The organism is Pontibacter sp. H249, assembly GCF_037892465.1.
Classification (GTDB): domain Bacteria; phylum Bacteroidota; class Bacteroidia; order Cytophagales; family Hymenobacteraceae; genus Pontibacter.
In genome coordinates, this window is the sequence record NZ_JBBKTR010000011.1 from 65,976 (window position 1) to 83,626 (window position 17,651).

The 17,651-nt window shown below is 45.3% G+C and carries 14 protein-coding genes and 1 pseudogene; 8 read left to right on the plus strand and 7 right to left on the minus strand.

Annotation, left to right across the window (positions count from 1 at the left end; genetic code table 11):
• The first annotated feature begins 84 nt into the window (after positions 1-84).
• From WG943_RS14070 to WG943_RS14080, 3 genes are all read left to right on the plus strand, one after another.
• Positions 85-1,986: a DNA polymerase III subunit gamma/tau gene (locus WG943_RS14070; protein ID WP_340409954.1), complete on the plus strand. Its 1,902-nt coding sequence runs from the start codon at positions 85-87 to the stop codon at positions 1,984-1,986.
• 51 nt (positions 1,987-2,037) lie between these two features.
• A complete protein-coding gene (locus WG943_RS14075; RefSeq protein WP_340409956.1) occupies positions 2,038-4,992 on the plus strand; it encodes a M16 family metallopeptidase in 2,955 nt (984 codons plus the stop codon).
• Between the two features lie 364 nt (positions 4,993-5,356).
• Positions 5,357-6,199 carry a CHRD domain-containing protein gene (locus WG943_RS14080; protein ID WP_340409958.1) on the plus strand — a complete coding sequence of 281 codons (843 nt, stop codon included), beginning with the start codon at positions 5,357-5,359 and terminating at the stop codon, positions 6,197-6,199.
• Between the two features lie 202 nt (positions 6,200-6,401).
• Here the strand turns inward: WG943_RS14080 and WG943_RS14085 are convergent, their stop codons facing one another.
• Together WG943_RS14085 and gntA are read right to left on the minus strand one after the other, a co-directional pair.
• Positions 6,402-6,989 carry an urea carboxylase-associated family protein gene (locus WG943_RS14085; RefSeq protein WP_340409960.1) on the minus strand — a complete coding sequence of 196 codons (588 nt, stop codon included), beginning with the start codon at positions 6,987-6,989 and terminating at the stop codon, positions 6,402-6,404.
• Entirely contained in the window at positions 6,982-7,728 is a 747-nt protein-coding gene (gene gntA / locus WG943_RS14090; protein ID WP_340409962.1) for a guanitoxin biosynthesis heme-dependent pre-guanitoxin N-hydroxylase GntA, read from the minus strand. Before gntA ends, WG943_RS14085 begins: the two co-directional genes overlap by 8 nt.
• 358 nt (positions 7,729-8,086) lie before the next feature.
• On the opposite strand from gntA, the gene WG943_RS14095 reads away from it, so the two are divergent.
• Positions 8,087-8,293: a hypothetical protein gene (locus WG943_RS14095; RefSeq protein WP_340409964.1), complete on the plus strand. Its 207-nt coding sequence runs from the start codon at positions 8,087-8,089 to the stop codon at positions 8,291-8,293.
• Between the two features lie 20 nt (positions 8,294-8,313).
• On the opposite strand, the gene WG943_RS14100 is transcribed toward WG943_RS14095, so the two are convergent.
• From WG943_RS14100 to WG943_RS14110, 3 genes are all read right to left on the minus strand, one after another.
• Positions 8,314-9,231: an NmrA family NAD(P)-binding protein gene (locus WG943_RS14100; RefSeq protein WP_340409966.1), complete on the minus strand. Its 918-nt coding sequence runs from the start codon at positions 9,229-9,231 to the stop codon at positions 8,314-8,316.
• Between the two features lie 108 nt (positions 9,232-9,339).
• A complete protein-coding gene (locus WG943_RS14105; protein ID WP_340409968.1) occupies positions 9,340-10,017 on the minus strand; it encodes a potassium channel family protein in 678 nt (225 codons plus the stop codon).
• Between the two features lie 185 nt (positions 10,018-10,202).
• The gene (locus tag WG943_RS14110) at positions 10,203-12,428 is read right to left on the minus strand and encodes an NADP-dependent isocitrate dehydrogenase (RefSeq protein WP_340409970.1); all 2,226 of its coding nucleotides are present in this window, start codon (positions 12,426-12,428) and stop codon (positions 10,203-10,205) included.
• Positions 12,429-12,791: 363 nt separating this feature from the next.
• Here WG943_RS14110 and WG943_RS14115 point away from each other — a divergent pair, with 363 nt between their 5' ends.
• Positions 12,792-14,114 carry a GDSL-type esterase/lipase family protein gene (locus tag WG943_RS14115; protein WP_340409972.1) on the plus strand — a complete coding sequence of 441 codons (1,323 nt, stop codon included), beginning with the start codon at positions 12,792-12,794 and terminating at the stop codon, positions 14,112-14,114.
• Between the two features lie 10 nt (positions 14,115-14,124).
• Here WG943_RS14115 and WG943_RS14120 read toward each other — a convergent pair whose 3' ends face one another.
• Together WG943_RS14120 and WG943_RS14125 are read right to left on the minus strand one after the other, a co-directional pair.
• The gene (locus WG943_RS14120) at positions 14,125-14,745 is read right to left on the minus strand and encodes a phosphoribosyltransferase (RefSeq protein ID WP_340409975.1); all 621 of its coding nucleotides are present in this window, start codon (positions 14,743-14,745) and stop codon (positions 14,125-14,127) included.
• Between the two features lie 120 nt (positions 14,746-14,865).
• Positions 14,866-15,546, minus strand: coding sequence for a dienelactone hydrolase family protein (locus WG943_RS14125; protein ID WP_340409977.1), 681 nt, complete (start codon positions 15,544-15,546; stop codon positions 14,866-14,868).
• A 137-nt stretch (positions 15,547-15,683) separates the two neighbouring features.
• Here WG943_RS14125 and WG943_RS14130 point away from each other — a divergent pair, with 137 nt between their 5' ends.
• The 3 genes and pseudogenes from WG943_RS14130 to WG943_RS14140 all read left to right on the plus strand — a co-directional run bounded on the left by WG943_RS14130 (position 15,684) and on the right by WG943_RS14140 (position 17,509).
• A complete protein-coding gene (locus WG943_RS14130) occupies positions 15,684-16,334 on the plus strand; it encodes a hypothetical protein (RefSeq protein WP_340409979.1) in 651 nt (216 codons plus the stop codon).
• Between the two features lie 106 nt (positions 16,335-16,440).
• A complete protein-coding gene (gene nfi, locus WG943_RS14135; protein WP_340409981.1) occupies positions 16,441-17,124 on the plus strand; it encodes a deoxyribonuclease V in 684 nt (227 codons plus the stop codon).
• Between the two features lie 127 nt (positions 17,125-17,251).
• Positions 17,252-17,509 (plus strand): annotated as a pseudogene (locus WG943_RS14140) (GxxExxY protein).
• The last annotated feature ends 142 nt before the right edge of the window (positions 17,510-17,651 follow it).

A 17,651-nucleotide genomic window follows, 5' to 3' on the forward strand; every position in this document is an offset into this window, starting at 1 on the left:
AACAATCAAAAGTGGATAACTCTCTGGAAAACTACTGGATAAAAGCACTCCCAACTGATCTTCAGATTGATTATCTTTGTAGTAATGGAAAATTTCGTAGTATCAGCGCGTAAGTACCGCCCGAGCACGTTTGATAGCGTGGTGGGGCAACACCATATAACCAATACCCTTAAAAACGCCATCAGCAGCAAGCATTTGGCGCAGGCATTCCTTTTCTGCGGACCACGCGGTGTAGGCAAAACTACTTGTGCCCGTATTTTGGCAAAAACCATTAACTGCCAAAACATCACACCGGAGACAGAGGCCTGTAATGAGTGCGAATCGTGCCGAAGCTTTAACAGCAACAGCTCATTCAATATTCACGAACTCGATGCTGCCTCTAACAACTCTGTAGAAGACATTCGAAACCTGGTGGAGCAGGTGCGTTATGCACCACAAACCGGAAAGTATAAAATCTACATCATAGATGAGGTGCACATGCTCTCGAACCAGGCTTTCAACGCTTTTCTGAAGACGCTGGAAGAGCCGCCATCGTACGCTATTTTCATACTTGCCACCACAGAGCGCCACAAAATTATCCCTACCATACTTTCGCGTTGCCAGATTTTCGATTTTAACCGAATCCGGATTGAGGATATGGTGCGCCACCTGGGTAGTATTGCCACAAAAGAAAGTATACAGGCCGAGCAAGATGCACTGCACCTGATCTCGCAGAAAGCCGATGGTGCCCTGCGCGATGCACTTTCCATCTTCGACCAGATGGTGACGTTTTCGGGCAGCAATGTAACGTACAAGGCTACCGTAGAAAACCTGCATATACTCGATTATGATTACTACTTCCGATTAACAGACCACCTGCTGGAGCAAAACCTGCCGGGCTCGCTGTTGCTGTTCGACGAGATCCTGAAAAACGGGTTTGATGCACATAATTTCCTGATTGGTATTGCAGAGCACTTCCGTAGCTTACTGGTGTGCAAAGACCCACAGACGATACAGTTGCTGGAGGTATCAGATAACATTAAAGCAAAGTATGCAGAGCAGTCTGCTAAGTCTACTGTATCGTTTTTGCTATCGGGCCTGAACCTGGTAAGCACCTGCGATACCAACTATAAGAGCAGTAAAAACCAGCGCCTGCACGTGGAGCTATGCCTGATGAAGCTGGCGCACCTAAATGCGGCCCTGAGCTTTGCACAAAACGGGACAGACGTAAAAAAAGCTAAGGTAGCGGACCAGGCACCAGCCTCTACCGGAAATACAGGTGCCATACCTTCTGCTACTATGCAGCCTGCCCATACTTCGGGCACGGTACCATCGCAGCAGATGCAGCAGTCTACACCGGGCAGTGTACCATCGGAGCGAATGCAGCAACCGCATACGCCAAACCAAATACCGTCCGAGGGCTTGCAGCAGCCACCAAAACACCAGGACGTAACACCTGATGCGCATCTTAGTCCACCAAAGGCACAGGCCGCGCCGGAGCAGCCACGTTCTAAAGTACAGCTGCCGCCGCCTAAAAAACTGAGCAAACTGCCTAGTTTAAAAGATTTGAGCAATGCCCAGGCTGCCGTGGCAGATGTTGCTGTAGCCGTAGAAGAGGATGACTCGAACTATGGTGCTACTGTACCCATAGACGAAGCCAAGCTGAAGACAGTATGGCATGCTATACTTCGCCGTAAAAAGGCTGAGAATATGATGGAGTTTACGCTCCTGAATCGCCAGTACCACATTGGGCCGGAGAATGAAGTTATACTTCACCTAGAAAACCACGTGATGATGGACCAGTTCACGGCCATTCGCCCTGATATACTTCGAGAGCTAAAGGCACAGACCGGCAACCGAAGTATAAAACTAAGAGCAGAGGTGGTTGAGGTACAGGATGAGGGACGGAAGCTTTATACTTCACAGGACAAGTTTAACTATCTGGCCGAGAAATTTCCGGTTATTGTAGATTTAAAGCAACGATTTGGCTTAGATACTGATTTTTAAATCAGTAATACTTTATCTTCGTATAGTCACACCATCACTAACAACTTAACTATGACAATCAAGAAGGGATTATCTCTGTTTTTGGTTGCGTCTGCTTTTACGTTTACCCAATGTAAAAACGAAGCTTACCAGACACAATCAACAAACCAAACCACTGCACCTGCGGCTACAACCGAGAAAGAGTATACCTATGAAACGGTTCCTAATGATCCGTTGAATGCCCGCATTTATACTTTAGACAATGGCCTTAAAGTATACTTATCAGACTATGAGGAGGCGCCGCGTATCCAGACTTTTATAGCAGTGCGTGCCGGCTCTAAAAACGACCCTGCCGATGCCACTGGCCTGGCCCACTACCTGGAACACATGGTGTTTAAAGGCACTACGGAACTAGGCACCCAAAACTGGGAAAAAGAGAAAGTCGAGCTGGATAAGATCGAAACCCTTTACGAAAAGTATAGAGCTACCAAAGACGAAGCTGCACGCAAAAAGATTTATGCACAGATCGACTCTGTTTCTGGTGTAGCCGCTACGTATGCCGTTGCCAACGAGTATGACAAGATTCTGAGCGCCATCGGTGCAAAGGGCACAAACGCTTATACTTGGGTAGACCAGACAGTTTACACCAACGACATCCCGAGCAACCAGCTGGAGCGTTGGATAGAACTGGAAGCTGACCGCTTCGGCGACATGGTGCCACGTATTTTCCATACGGAGCTGGAGGCGGTATACGAAGAGAAAAACCGCACCCTGGACAGCGACGGCCGTAAAGTTGCCGAGGTAATAAACACAGCGCTTTTCCCGACACACCAGTATGGCACGCAGTCTACCATTGGTACCATCGAGCACCTGAAAAATCCTTCTATCACCGAAATTAAAAAGTACTATAACAAGTACTACATCCCGAACAACATGGCTATTGCCATGAGTGGCGACATTGATTTTGAACAGACCATCCGCCTGATAGATAAGTATTGGGGCAAAATGGAGAAGCAGCCAGAGCCAGCCTTTAATGTGGCGCAAGAGCAGCCAATTCAGCAGCCGATTGTAAAGGAGGTATTGGGTCCAGATGCTGAAAACGTGTCTATCGCCTATCGTACACCTGGCATTAACACCAAAGATGCCTTAGCAATTCAGATGATCAGTAACCTGCTTTACAATGGTCAGGCCGGCCTAATTGACCTGAACCTGAACCAACAGCAGAAAGTGCTGCAGGCATACGCCTATGACACCCCAATGAAAGATTACGGCACGTTCCGGATGACAGGCATGCCACGCCAGGGCCAGACACTGGACCAGGTGCGCGACTTGTTGCTGCAGCAGTTAGATATGATCAAAAAAGGGAACTTCGATGAGTCTTTGATACAAGCAGTGGTGAACAACGACAAGATCAACACCATGAAGGCGTATGAGGAGAACAGCAACCGTGCAGATGCTTTTGTAACATCTTTCATCTACCAAATGCCTTGGCAGAAATTTGTGAGCCGCCCTGCAGAGTTTGCAAGTATAACCAAACAGGATGTGGTTGATGTAGCCAATAAGTATTTCACAAACAACTACGTGCTGGTATACAAAAAGACAGGCAAAGACCCTAATGCACAAAAAGTAGAGAAACCTGCTATTACACCTGTAGCTGTAAATCGTGATGTGCAGTCTCAGTACTACAAAGAGTTTATGGCGAAAGAGGTACAGCCGCTACAGCCTGTGTTCATCGATTACCAAAAAGACATCACCGAAACTAAGCTGAAGCAGAGCATTCCGCTACTTTATACTAAGAATAAGGACAACGGCCTGTTCCAGCTATACTACATACTGGACATGGGCACCAACAACGACCCTAAACTGGGCATGGCGGTAAATTACCTGAGATACCTGGGCACCGACAAGTATACTGCCGAGCAACTACAGAAAGAGTTTTACCAACTAGGTACTTCTTTTGATGTATTCTCTTCCGGAGACCAGGTATATGTAAGTTTAACTGGCTTAGACGAGAATTTCGAAAAAGGCCTGAACCTGTTCGAAAGTGTGTTAGCCAACGCCAAGCCAGACCAGAAGGCACTTAACGATATGGTTTCGGGTATGCTGAAGGCCCGCGAGGATGCTAAAAAGAACAAAGGCGTGATTCTGCAGCAGGCCATGATGAACTACGCCAAGTATGGCCCTAAGAACCCGTTCAACACTGTGCTAAGCGAGAAAGAGCTGAAAGCTGTGAAACCGCAGGAGCTGGTAAATATTATCAAGAGCATCCCTACGTATGAGCATCGTGTGCTATACTACGGTCCACGTGAAACGGGTAATTTAGTAGCAGCCTTAAATACGGGTCATAATGTACCTGCCACACTTAAGCCGGTGCCAGCCGAGAAAGCATACAAAGAGATAGACTTTACGCAGCCAACTGTATACTGGGCAGACTACAACATGGTACAAGCCGAGATGATGTTCGTGAGCAAGTCTGTGCCTTATAGCAAAGACATCATACCTGTAGTGCGCTTGTACAACGAGTACATGGGTGGCATTGTGTTCCAGGATCTGCGTGAGTCTAAAGCCCTTGCCTACTCTACGTATTCTTTCTACAGCCCCGCCGCCAAGAAAGACCGTGCCAACTACCTGGTATCGTACATAGGTGCTCAGGCTGATAAATTATCTGAAGCGATGGCTGGCATGCAAGCTTTATTAACAGAGATGCCGCTGGCTGATGCAAACTTCCAGAACGCACAGGCTGCTTTACGCAACAGTATCTCTACAGAGCGTATCACCAAATCAGGAATACTGTTTGATTATGAGCGAGCCAAGAAGTTAGGCCTGAATTACGACATCCGTCAGGATGTATACCAAACCGCCAACTCCATGACTTTTGACCAGCTGAAGGAGTTCCAGCAGAAATTTGTGAAAGCGCAGCCACAGGCTATACTTGTGATTGGCGCTAAAGACAAGTTAAACTTTAAGGAGCTTGAGAAGTATGGCAAAGTAAAGCAACTGACACTGAAAGAACTGTTTGGATATTAATTTTCCATACATTTTCTTTTAGAAGATACCCTCTCCCAATAATAAGGAGAGGGTATTTTTTTGTTTATACTTTTCCTGTTGATGCAGTCCCACCTCTGTGATCACAAACGCTGCTAATTGCAGATTTAAACACGTTTTCCTAAGGTTATATATAGTCTTTTATCCTAACGCTTACATAGCCATAGCCTTATACTTTTATATTATAATTAGAAATAGTGGTACAATTTATCTTAAACCCTTATAGGCTCTGCTCACACTATTTTGGCCATAGCTCACAAAAAACATAAAACAATCCGGTAATCAGTAAGTTAAAGACTATAAGCTTCGGCTTTTGAGTATTCTTTAATCCCTAATAGTAAAGCCTATGATGAACAACTTATCCAAAATCAACATTTTTACATTAATGTTGATAATCAGTACTGTTGTCCTTACCAGCTGTAAGGACGATGATGACTCTCCATTACCTTTACCTGACACAAAGGTCTACGAACTGGAATCAGTAGCAGTTGAAACCATTGAAGGTACTGCTACATTTGTGAGAATAGACGACAGAACCACTTCTATTACTATTCTTTTAACTGGAACTCCTACAGGAGGCGTACATCCTGCACACATTCATGCTAACTCAGCTGCAGAAACTGGTCCTATTGTTATCTCTCTTAACTCAGTTGATGGTACAACAGGTACGAGTACCACCATTATCCAAAGAGACGATGCTGGCAACCCTGTTTCGTTTGAGGATTTGATGGAGTATGATGGCTACTTAAATGTGCATTTAAGTGAGGATCAGCTGGATGTAATTGTAGCACAGTCCGACATTGGCCAGAATGAACTGACAGGAGAATCGAAAGAGTATGAGCTCGCAGAGGCAGCTGCACCAGGCATAAGTGGCAGCATCTTGTTTGAAGAGAGAAAAAACGGCGAAGCTTTAGCTACCATTTCTCTAGCAAACACACCTGAGGGAGGCGTACATCCAGCACATATTCACATGAATTCTGTTGAAGAAGGCGGAGGTATTGTGTTAACATTTAATCCTGTTGATGGCAACACTGGCATGAGCAAGTCTAACGTGGCAGCACTCGACGATGAAACGCCTTTTGGTTATGAGGATGTGCTGAGTTACGATGGCCATGTGAATGTGCACCTGAGTCCGGAACAACTGGATGTTTTAGTAGCACAGGGAAATATTGGAGCTAATGCTGATTAAAGATAGAATTACGTACTTATTTATAAGCCCCTCCTGTTTTAGGAGGGGCTTTTTTTGCCTATACTTCCGGCATTGTTGGACTAGCAAATGTTCTCATTTATATAATCATTATAACTGGTGCTGGATACTTTCTTATATAAGTTTAGCACCTGATGCATTCCTACGATATGCAGTTCTGCGTCACAAGATCAATTACCGCAGATTATCTTTCAGAAATAATCTCGTATTGGATAGGTTTAAAAGTATAATTATTGGATTGCTCCGCAGAACATGCCGTTAGCGCCACAATCAAATCCATTTTTGCCTCCAACAATACATAATCGCCGGCCTTGCTTTGCGGCGGGTCCACGGAGAGTGTCCCATCCGGTGCAAACTGCACGTTCATAAAGATATTGAAGGCTGTAGGAACATCATCTGGGGCAATATCGAACTTGCTTAAATTGGTATACAGGTTTTCAAAACAACTAGGGTGGTAGTCAGGGTTGTTGTACATGATCTGGAAAGTTTCGGGGCTGCACGGTGCCAATAAAAAGTCGTTGCGGCCATTGGTATCCTCCAGTATCTCCATCATCTTTCGGCTGCGGTTGCTCCAGAGGTGGTGCCCTTTTGTTATCAGAATGGTCTCCTCAAAATCTAATGTTTTGCCAGAAGACAGCTTCTCACGCGTGTCGTCTGCATTAAACAAGACCATATCGCTTACCTGCTCTCCTTGTGGGTCTATTACTTTTAACCTGTCTCCCTTCCTGAGCTTAAAGGCGGCACCGGTTTGTTTTGCTATGGTGTTAATCATTTTCTTTTTTTGTCTGATGATTAAAACTGGCATGGAAGGGGCACTTCCAGCTTTCATCTACCTGGCGGCCGCTGTACTGAGGTGCCTCCAGCCCTTCTCCAAAATTGCTAAGCATCGGGTTGACAGACCCATCGTAGGCAACTTCGCGGTCCCGGATTACCTTTTGCATATTTTCGTACACATCCTTTTCGCGTAGCTGCTCAAACTGGCGGTGCAGGTTAAATGCCAGGGCCGTGTGCGCAAACCTCCTGGCCTTGCGACTGGCATTAGGATGCAGGCCTACCACAAAAAAAGCCGTTCCGTTGTAGCTGAAACTAAAATCGCTTTCTTCGGGATTGTTGCTTACAGCAGGGTCCCAAAGCTGATGGTGTTTTTCACTATCATGTAGTTTCTGGAGCTGCAGCCACAGCTTTTGCTCAAAATCCACTTCAGCTACTGCCTCATCGGAGAACACAGCAATCAAGGTCATGTATTCGCTTTCAGTAGACAAGGTTTCTGAAGTATAATTTTTGAGGTCTTCGCCTAACTGGCGTGTGGTTTCGTCGGCTCCAATGCTATCATATACGCCTAAACGGTACTGCCCGGAGTTTAAAGCGGCTTTAGCGCCTACACAAGGGTAATCGGTGTCGCTTATTTTATCAAGTATACTTGTATGAATCTCCTTTATGCGTTCATCCGGGCATTCCTCCAGTTGTTCAGGCAAGAAGTATGTTCTCTGATTTGTGTTATTTTTAGACATTTCTAGAATTAAAGTTATTATTCTCTGCTAATCATAAGTAGCAGAAACCGTAGACTCTGTGTTACGGCGAAATGGCCTTTGGGTATAGGTATTAGAGTGCTATAAAGCGGTTATCTGAGCAAATAATCAATAATGCCAGCTACAGCGTTTGACAGATTGGTGTTTATACTTTATCGGCTGCACAAAAAGCAAAGGCTACCAACATATGCATCAAACAGTTATAGAAAATGAGCTCCTTTGTCTGGTCAAATCTGGAGTTGGTCTAATAGTATAACCCTACGCTGCTGTAATTGCTATATTAGTATGGGTTCTACACAAATAGAATGCTTTTAGAAAGTATAATCACAAGATTTTTAAAATGGAAAACAGGATAAATAAAACAAAAGCGATACTACTTTTCTTATCAGGTATAATTTCTATTACTGCTATGCTCTTGCTTGGGTCAGAAAGCGAAGTCTATGGCTTTTTAGCTGGCTATGGTTATACAGCTTTGGTATTTGGATTAGCAGCTATAGTTTATACTTACTTTAAAAACCAAAAAGTAAAGCGACATAGATCAGCGTAGCAATAAATCAAAGCTGAGCTTTATCGCTTCGCCAGCACCTCGGCTACGGTAGTCCATTTAATCTCAGGATAGCGGTCGTTATCCAAGGGCTCCAGTTTTGGCAAGCCGGTAAACATATCGCGCATGTACTGCATGCCCTGCCAGGCCGGAAATACTTCTTTACTAGTAGGTGTAAGCGCTTTGGTGATCTTGATGATGGTATTTAGTAAACCTAGTCCTCCAACCCGAAACAACCCAAATTCTTCTCCTGTAGCCTTACTGGCAGCTTTCTGTAAACCACGAGTACTAAGTACATCGCCGGCAATACGCAGGTAACGAGGTGTGTTCGGATCAAGGGCGGCTGCAGCAGTATAGTCAGCGGTGTTCTGGATTGTTGTGAAGTCCATGAGTTGGTTTGGATTGCCATAGTACATCACCTTCTTAATCGGGAACAGAACGATAGGTGCTTGCCCAGTGAGCAGATCAGCAAACATACCATTAAGTATAGAAGTAGCCGCGATAGGTGTTTTGTCTAGACGTTCTTTAAATTCTTTCCTGAGATCAAGGTTACGGTTATTGCCGTAAGGTAACTTCGTAAAATCAATGGCAAAATCGGAAGGTATAAAACGGGGCACGCCGGCTGCTACTGCCGCATTTAGCAACAAAGTTTGGATACCAACTATCACATAATGCAGCCCAGATAAAGCCGACACCACACAGGTTGCGCCTTCGCATGCGTTAGCTAATTCAGCAGCGTTATGGAAATCTACTTCACAGATTGTGGCTCCCGACCTTTGCAAAGTATAAACTTTAGCTTGGTCACTGTCATCCCGAACCAGTGCCCGCACTATAGCTCCCTTCTCAAGCAGAGCCTTTGCAATTCGACCTCCTAAATCTCCTGTGGCCCCTGCCAGCACAATAGTTGGCTTTTGTAATGTTGAAGTAGTATTGTTTTCCATAGCTGCTTAGTTAGTCATAGTCTGTAACAGGGTTTAGCAGGAAAGGTTACTTCAAAGGCTGCTCATGCTACAAGTTTACCGGAAGTATAATTCAATACCAGAATTAGGTTATGAGTGCCGCTGAGATGCTAAACCAACCAGGCGGGCAATAACAATAGCTGGAAACAAGATCCCTACTGCTGCCAAGCTAGTAGCCACCATCTTAGCAGCAGTGCTCACAGGATAGAGGTCTCCAAAGCCTACAGTAGTCAACGATGTAAGACTAAAATAAATGAAGTGGATATAATCCTGATCTGTGCCTGTTAGCACTACATTGCCTCCTATGGAAACACCCGTAACAGCATGAATTACCTCCAGCGTTAGTGCTCCCATAAGTGCCAGCAGCAAGTAAACATTAACAGCTCCTATAATGCGATACACGTTTACACTTTGGTCACGAAACAGTAGTCGGAAGTTAATGTAAAGGAATACTGCAGTATTGGTAATTGCTATTATATTTTCAAGGACATAGTAAGAATAGGGATTATCACCGAAGCGAATAATACGCAATGTCAGGTGAATTCCAAATAGAATAGCGGAGAGCATCATCACCCCATAATTATTGGTTGCAAAAATTCCTGACAGGAACACGCTTAGCAACAGCACGTTGAATAACAATACACCATGCGGGCTGTTTTCCATAAAAATGGGAAGCACAAATACTACCGCAACCAGCATAATTAATAAAACAACGAAACTGACATCGCCTAACCAGTAAGACCGGAATTTCTTAATTAAAGGGAGCATAGTTTATACATTGTTTTAGTTATTCTAAAATTGGCAATCACTGATTCATTCACAAAATAAAACATATTAACTAAACCAACGCGTTACTTCCCCTAACGATTATAAACCAGTAGTAAACTTGATACATCAAAAAAGGCTGCCCGATCTCTCAGGCAGCCTCTTTTATTTATACTTTATACTTCAGCTTAGAAGTTATTCAGCGCAGCGTTTAGCGTTTCGCTCGGTCTCATCGCTTCATCAACTTTTGCGTTGTCCGGGTGGTAGTAACCGCCGATGTCAACTGGTTTGCCTTGGGCTGCGATCTGCTCGTCCACGATCTTCTGCTCGTTGTCTGTCAGTTCCTGTGCCAGCTTCGTGAAGCGGTCTTTCAGCTCTTGGTTTTTTGTCTGCTCGGCAAGTGCCTGTGCCCAGTACATGGCCAGGTAGAAATGGCTGCCACGGTTGTCGATACCGCCAACCTTACGGGCTGGCGACTTATCTTTCTCCAGGAACTCGGCGTTGGCTTTGTTCAGGGCTTCCGCCAATACTTCCGCTTTCTCATTCTTGGTTTTGTAAGCAAGGTCTTCTAAAGAGACAGCTAGCGCCAGGAACTCACCAAGCGAATCCCAGCGCAGGTAGTTCTCTTCTACGAACTGCTCTACGTGTTTCGGTGCAGATCCACCGGCACCTGTCTCGAACAGGCCACCGCCATCCAGCAACGGAACGATAGAAAGCATTTTAGCACTTGTGCCTAATTCGATAATCGGGAACAGGTCAGTTAAATAGTCACGTAGTACGTTACCAGTTACCGAGATGGTATCTTTACCCGCTTTGGCGCGCTCACAAGTATAACGCATCGCCTCTACCGGCGACATGATCTTGATCTCAAGTCCGTTGGTATCGTGGTCCTGCAGGTACTTTTCTACTTTCTTGATAAGGTTCGCATCGTGCGCACGCTGTGGATCTAACCAGAAAATAGCAGGTGTGTTCGTGATTCTAGCTCTTGTAACGGCCAGCTTCACCCAGTCCTGGATAGCTACGTCTTTGGTCTGGCAGGCTCTGAAGATATCGCCCTGCTCTACCTTTTGCTCCATCAGCGTATTGCCATTGGCATCTACAATGCGTACCGTACCGGCCTCAGCCATTTCGAAAGTCTTGTCGTGCGAGCCGTACTCTTCGGCTTTCTGCGCCATCAGACCGATGTTTGGCACCGTGCCCATGGTCGTCGGGTCGAAAGCGCCGTTCTCTTTGTTGAATTGGATCACCTCCTGATAAATACCCGCATAAGAGCGGTCCGGAATGATAGCAACCGTATCTTTTGGCTTACCATCTGGTCCCCACATCTGGCCAGACGTACGGATAGCCGCCGGCATAGACGCATCGATGATCACATCGCTTGGCACGTGCAGGTTGGTAATGCCTTTGTCAGAGTTTACCATCGCCAGCTCAGGACGCTTCTCCATTTCTGCTTTCAGATCAGCTTCTATCTCAGCACGCTTCTCTTCCGGCAGGCTCTGGATTTTTGCATACACATCGCCTAACCCGTTGTTAGCATCCACTCCGATTTCTTTAAAAGTAGCACCGTGCTTCTGGAACGTATCTTTGAAGAACACTTTCACAGCATGACCAAACATGATAGGGTCAGACACCTTCATCATAGTAGCCTTCAGGTGCAGCGACAGCAGGATATTCTCTTCTTTGGCTTCAGCAATCGCTTTTTCAAAAAAGGCATTCAGCTCAGCAACATGCATTACCGAAGAGTCCATCACTTCGCCCTCCTTTAGCGCCACTTTCTCTTTTAGCACCTTGGTTTCACCGTTGGCACCAACAAACTCGATGCGTACGTCTGTTGCTTTGTCAGCCACTACAGACTGCTCGCTGCCGTAAAAGTCACCGCTCTCCATGTGTGCCACACGTGTATTAGAGTCTGATGACCACTTGCCCATCGAGTGCGGATGGCTCTTTGCATACTGCTTCACGGCATCAGCCACACGGCGGTCAGAGTTACCTTCGCGCAGCACCGGGTTTACAGCACTACCCAAAATCTTCGCGTAACGGGCTTTAATATCTTTTTCCTCTTCCGTTTTAGGTTCGGCAGGATAGTTTGGAATGTTATACCCCTGCGACTGTAGCTCTTTAATAGCCGCTGTCAGCTGTGGAATGGACGCACTGATGTTTGGCAACTTAATGATGTTGGCTTCAGGAGTTTTAGCTAGTTCGCCTAAATAAGCAAGGTCGTCGGTCTGCTTCTGCTCTTCAGAAAGATTCTCCGGAAAAGCCGAGATAATACGGCCAGCCAGCGAGATGTCTCTTGTTTCTACTTCAATGTCGGCAGCCTTTGTGAAAGCCTGTACAATCGGCAGAAACGAACGTGTTGCCAGCGCAGGAGCCTCATCAGTAATCGTATAGATAATCTTTGAGTTTTTTGCCATTTTAAATGTTAGTTATTACTGAGCCTCCGCTTACCAGCAAAAGCCACAGGTTAAAAATGCTGTTATTAAGGTTAACGTAAAGTATAAAATTGGCTTACGGTTAATCTATTTTACCCGTCTGCATCAGGCAACAAATATAAGAGTCTTTTTGATATGGAGGGATTTGTGCGGCAGGTTTATACTTATGGGTTAATTCCGTTGTCCTTTGCATCAAGAAGTGCAGCAAAGTATAATCTTACTAGAAAATCAATATGCCTGAAGGTGTACTAACAGGTGTTGGCTCTAAAGCACAGTATAATCTGCAACTATTTTTCCATGAGTACGTGAAGCATAAGCTTGATAGCATTATAATGATACAAATTTATGGTACGCACTTTAACTGCATTATCTTCCGCTTTAATCTTGTGCCTAACGCTGCTTTTTGCTGTACCAGTAGTATCTGCTCCGCTACGTATTATGCCTTTAGGCAACTCCATTACGCAAGCCAATGCGGCACAATACAGTTACCGTTATCAACTCTGGAAAAAACTGATCGACGCTAATATTGATGCTGATTTTGTCGGATCTCACGCAGTAAACAATGACGGCAACCCTAACTGGCCCGATTATAAAAGTAAGACTTTTGATGCTGATAATGAAGGGCATTGGGGCTGGAGCACAGATCAGGTTTTATATGGCAATAATGAGCAACCCTCGAAAGGCAAACTAAGTCAATGGCTAACTGGCTATACTCCTGATATCGTGCTCATGCACCTGGGCACCAACGACATGTTCAGAGGGCACCCTTTAGACGGAACCCTGAATGAGCTTAGAGAGGTGGTTAAACAGATCAGAGACAAAAATCCGAAAGTAACCATACTTCTGGCCAAGCTTATACCAGCTTACCCACTGGTGGTAGGACCTGGGTCTGCGCAAAACGTAGAGCGCTTAAACGAGCAGCTACCTGCGCTCGCACAGGAATTAAATACTACAGAATCTAAGGTTATACTTGTAGACCAGTATACCGGTTTTAACGCTACCACTGGCGCCGATACTTTTGATGGGATACACCCTAATGCCAGCGGAGAGGAGAAAATGGCACAGCGGTGGTTTGATGCGATTATGACTGCAATGGAAACTTTACCTGTTGAGCTGCTTACATTTGAAGGTAAATTTGTTCAGGGCAAAGGCGTAGAACTTACCTGGAAAACGGCTTCGGAAGAGGATAATGCATACTTTGAGGTGCAACGCTCAGCTAAAGAAGGTGATTTTGCCACAATAGGCATCGAAGAGGGTGCAGGTACTTCACAAACCCAGTATACATACGAGTACCTAGACGCAACAGCACCGGCCGGCGACATTTACTACCGCCTTAAGCAAGTTGATAAAGACGGCAGCAGCAAATTTTCTAAAGTGATTCATGTGCAGACGCGCCCCTTAAGTTCTGACCTGAAGATTTACCCTAACCGCTCTAACGAAGGCACATTTATCCTGTGGCTGCAGTTCTCGCAACCGCACTCTAATGCAGAAGTGTTTATTTATACTATTGATGGCAAGACAGTAGAAAATTTCACTATAAAGAGCAACGCAAGTGGCTCATTTGAGGAAAAAATCGATACGCGACGCCTAAAGCCTAATCGTTTATATCTTGTGAAGGTATACGCCGGCAGGCAGCAATTTTACAGCAGGTTTATTATCGGCAGCTAATTACTATACGTTAGTTTGATTCATTTAACAGCCTGATCACTTCCTCGTCGGAGGTTTGGGTAAACTGCTCGTAAAACTGTCCTACAGCCTGAAAAAAAGGTGGCGTAAGCAAGCAAACCACTTCATCTACTAACTTCTCGAAACGCGGAATGGCTTCTGGCGGGGCTACTGGCACGGCTATAACAATTTTGCGCGGCTGCTCTGTTTTCACCAGCTCCACGGTAGCCTCCAGTGTTTTACCTGTTGCAATGCCATCGTCTACTATAATCACCACTTTATCTTTGAGCGGAATGTGCTGCTTATTTCCCATAAACAGTTCATACTTTTGTTTCAGGCTTTCCCGGATGCGTTGAACTTCACGCGCAATGTACTCGTCTGGCACCTCTGCCCTTTTATCAACAGCAACACTTTTAAGGCTTACCGAGCCAATAGCAAACTCAGGGTTGGCAGGGTGGCCGATTTTTTTGGTGAGTGTTACCTCCAGGGGCATATTTAGGCTTTTGGCAATAGGTGCAGCCACAGGCACGCCGCCGCGGGGTATAGCCAACACCACACCATCCTCTCCTTTATACTTCTGTAACCGCTGAGCCAGCATTTGTGCTGCACTCTCACGGTTGTGTATCACGTTCATAGTTTTATTTCACTTGTGGATGAGTGATTTAAGTCAGAGAGTGAAGTGCTAGAGAGTTAAAGATCAATAAAGCATTCATCCCAATATTCACTCATTCGCACATTCTTTCATTCGGAAACGTCACGGTTGATCCTGCTTAAGAGGATGCTGTTTGCTGGCTTGCAAGTATTTTCTGAACCAGTCTGTTGCCAACTGGGCCGCCATCTCTAACGCGCCAGGTTCCTCAAACAAGTGAGTGGCATCGGGTACAATCTCCAGGTCTTTCAGGCACTGCATTCTATCCTGCGCATCACGGTTCATACTTAGCACTGGCTCGTCCAGCCCCCCAACAATCAACAGAGTGGGAGTTTGCACATCGGGCAATACCGCATCGGCTAGGTCTGGGCGGCCGCCACGACTAACTACTGCTTTTACCATATCGCCTAAGGCAGCAGCGGCACCTAAGGCAGAGGCAGCGCCTGTACTTGCTCCAAAGTAACCAATATTGTAGTTTGTAAGGCGTTCATCTTTCAGCACCCAGTTTGTAGCATCTACCAGGCGTTGCGTGATAAGCGGTATATCGAAGCGATTATCGTAGTTCTGATCTTCCTCTGGGGTTAGCAAATCGAAGAGCAGGGTTCCAAAGCCTGAACGCTGCAGATGCTCGGCCACAAAGCGGTTTCGGGTACTTAAGCGGCTACTCCCGCTGCCGTGAGAGAATATAACAAGTCCTTTTGCGTTTTCAGGAACCACCAAATCACCGATAAGTGATATATTACCGACCGGTATATTTACCTGCTCATTTATAAGTAAGTCTGCCATAGCTTTTATGGTTTTTGATTGCCATTAGTACACATAATTCCCCTCTTTGGATTACGCCCATAACTTTTAGAAGTTCAATAAGCCAACACCTATACTTGCCAGTGTGCGTACTGCAGGTATAAACACGTCTCAAGCCCATGCAAAACTTCAGCTTTATACTTTTGCTCGTGCTACTAATATGCACTGCCTGCAGCACAGAGCAAGCCACCTCTACCACAGATGGCGCTCCCGAATCCGCTGCTCCCGACTCTACATTTACTAAGCCAGACACTTCGTCAACCACTGACTTTCATGCCGCTTTTGCCCGTTTTTTTGAAGACCTCCATAACGCAGACACAGCCGGACTAAACCAGTTTATACACCCAAAGTATGGCTTGTGGCTTATAGAACAACCTGGCGCTATGCCTAAAATGACACAGGTTTTCCAGATACAGAAGTTTGGCCGTGAGTATAAGAACAGGTCGTTTTTTACCATTGCTCCCGAAATAGAACAATGCAAGTTAGTAGAGGAAGCCTTTCCTTCTTTTGATTGCGCAGACATGGAAGGCGGTAAAACCGGCTACAGCAAAGACGGCTGCTTTATATGGAACGCTGATAAGTTTAAAAAGAGCGGCTACTGGGATTATGCTAACCTATCTGCCAATCAGATCAAAAGTATAAAAGACACGTTGCCCCTGGTCCAAAAATCGGTGCTGCACACCAAAACCTCATTCGAGTTTCACTTTGGCTATATAGAAGGACAGTGGCACCTGCTCTTTGCCCGCATTATCTATCCCTGCAGCGCTTAATTAATTGTGAATGTATGCATGAGCGGATGTGTGAATAAAGTTATAATCACACACCAATCACTTCTTTCATTCGTAATTCGTAATCCTTAACTCAAAATTCAAAAAGATGCCTTACTACCGACGCTTCGACTACCCTACCCCCGATCCTGCCATACTTGCCAGGCTTACCGAGCAGCAACGCGAGATGCAGGAACGCATCATACTTCAAAAACCCGACTTCAACCTAAAATTGATTGCAGGCTGCGACTCATCTTTTATCGGCGAGGACACTATACTTTCTGCCTTTGTGCTGCTCACTTATCCGGAGCTAGAGTTAGTAGAGAAAGTATACCATGTAGGAGCAGTAGAGTTGCCTTATATTCCGGGTTTTCTGGCCTTCCGCGAAGCGCCTAATCTGCTCAAGGCCTACGAAAAACTACAGCAAAAGCCAGACCTGATCATGGTAGACGGCCACGGCATCTCACACCCTCGCCGCCTGGGTATCGCCACGCACCTGGGCCTGCACCTGAACAAACCTACCATGGGTGTAGCCAAAAAAGTGCTGGTAGGCAAGTATACAGAACCGGCTGCCACCAAAGGCTCTATCTCTCCACTAGAGTATAAAGGAGATACCATTGCCAATGTTCTCCGTACCAAAGATAATGTAAAGCCTGTCTTTGTTTCTCCTGGTCACCTGATGGATCTAAATTCTGCGACTGAGATTGCTATGACTTGTGCTACAAAGTATAAATTGCCCGAGCCTACAAGATTAGCAGACCATTATGCGGCAGTATTTAAGGGAGAGGTCTGAATCAGGATATACAGGATTAAAAAGGATGGACAGGATATTTTCAGCATGAGAATTTTTAAAGAATTTATGGATTTAGAAGTACATGATGCAATTAGATGATATCACATTTAAGATTATTGGCTGTGCCATGAGAGTGCATAAAACAACAGGTAGCGGTTTTCAGGAAGTGGTTTATTAACGATGTCTGGCTATTGAACTGCAGCAAGCTGAGCTTAACTTTGAACGGGAGCAGGAGGGCAGATTTTATAGTTGAGAATAGCATTGTAGTAGAACTACAGCATTGGTCAACTTGGAAGACATCCACTTAGCGCAGGCTAAAGATTACACCGTTGCCTATAATTTCCCTGTCGGCCTCCTCATCAACTTTGGAGCCCTTAGCCTCTAATACAAAAAAGTATTTAACAATAATTACAAACCATCCTAAGTAATCCTGTTCATCCTTCCTCATCCTGCAAATTCTGATTCAGACAAAAAGTCCGTTTTTAATCAAGATTCCACTTCTCAACCTGTCATAATTACAGTAAAAT

Bases quoted from the DNA above. Each gene is read 5' to 3' on its own strand.
- WG943_RS14070 (WP_340409954.1), top strand. From the start codon at position 85: ATGGAAAATTTCGTAGTATCAGCGCGTAAGTACCGCCCGAGCACGTTT.
- WG943_RS14075 (WP_340409956.1), top strand. From the start codon at position 2,038: ATGACAATCAAGAAGGGATTATCTCTGTTTTTGGTTGCGTCTGCTTTT.
- WG943_RS14080 (WP_340409958.1), top strand. From the start codon at position 5,357: ATGATGAACAACTTATCCAAAATCAACATTTTTACATTAATGTTGATA.
- WG943_RS14085 (WP_340409960.1), bottom strand. From the start codon at position 6,989: ATGATTAACACCATAGCAAAACAAACCGGTGCCGCCTTTAAGCTCAGG.
- gntA (WP_340409962.1), bottom strand. From the start codon at position 7,728: ATGTCTAAAAATAACACAAATCAGAGAACATACTTCTTGCCTGAACAA.
- WG943_RS14095 (WP_340409964.1), top strand. From the start codon at position 8,087: ATGGAAAACAGGATAAATAAAACAAAAGCGATACTACTTTTCTTATCA.
- WG943_RS14100 (WP_340409966.1), bottom strand. From the start codon at position 9,231: ATGGAAAACAATACTACTTCAACATTACAAAAGCCAACTATTGTGCTG.
- WG943_RS14105 (WP_340409968.1), bottom strand. From the start codon at position 10,017: ATGCTCCCTTTAATTAAGAAATTCCGGTCTTACTGGTTAGGCGATGTC.
- WG943_RS14110 (WP_340409970.1), bottom strand. From the start codon at position 12,428: ATGGCAAAAAACTCAAAGATTATCTATACGATTACTGATGAGGCTCCT.
- WG943_RS14115 (WP_340409972.1), top strand. From the start codon at position 12,792: ATGGTACGCACTTTAACTGCATTATCTTCCGCTTTAATCTTGTGCCTA.
- WG943_RS14120 (WP_340409975.1), bottom strand. From the start codon at position 14,745: ATGAACGTGATACACAACCGTGAGAGTGCAGCACAAATGCTGGCTCAG.
- WG943_RS14125 (WP_340409977.1), bottom strand. From the start codon at position 15,546: ATGGCAGACTTACTTATAAATGAGCAGGTAAATATACCGGTCGGTAAT.
- WG943_RS14130 (WP_340409979.1), top strand. From the start codon at position 15,684: ATGCAAAACTTCAGCTTTATACTTTTGCTCGTGCTACTAATATGCACT.
- nfi (WP_340409981.1), top strand. From the start codon at position 16,441: ATGCCTTACTACCGACGCTTCGACTACCCTACCCCCGATCCTGCCATA.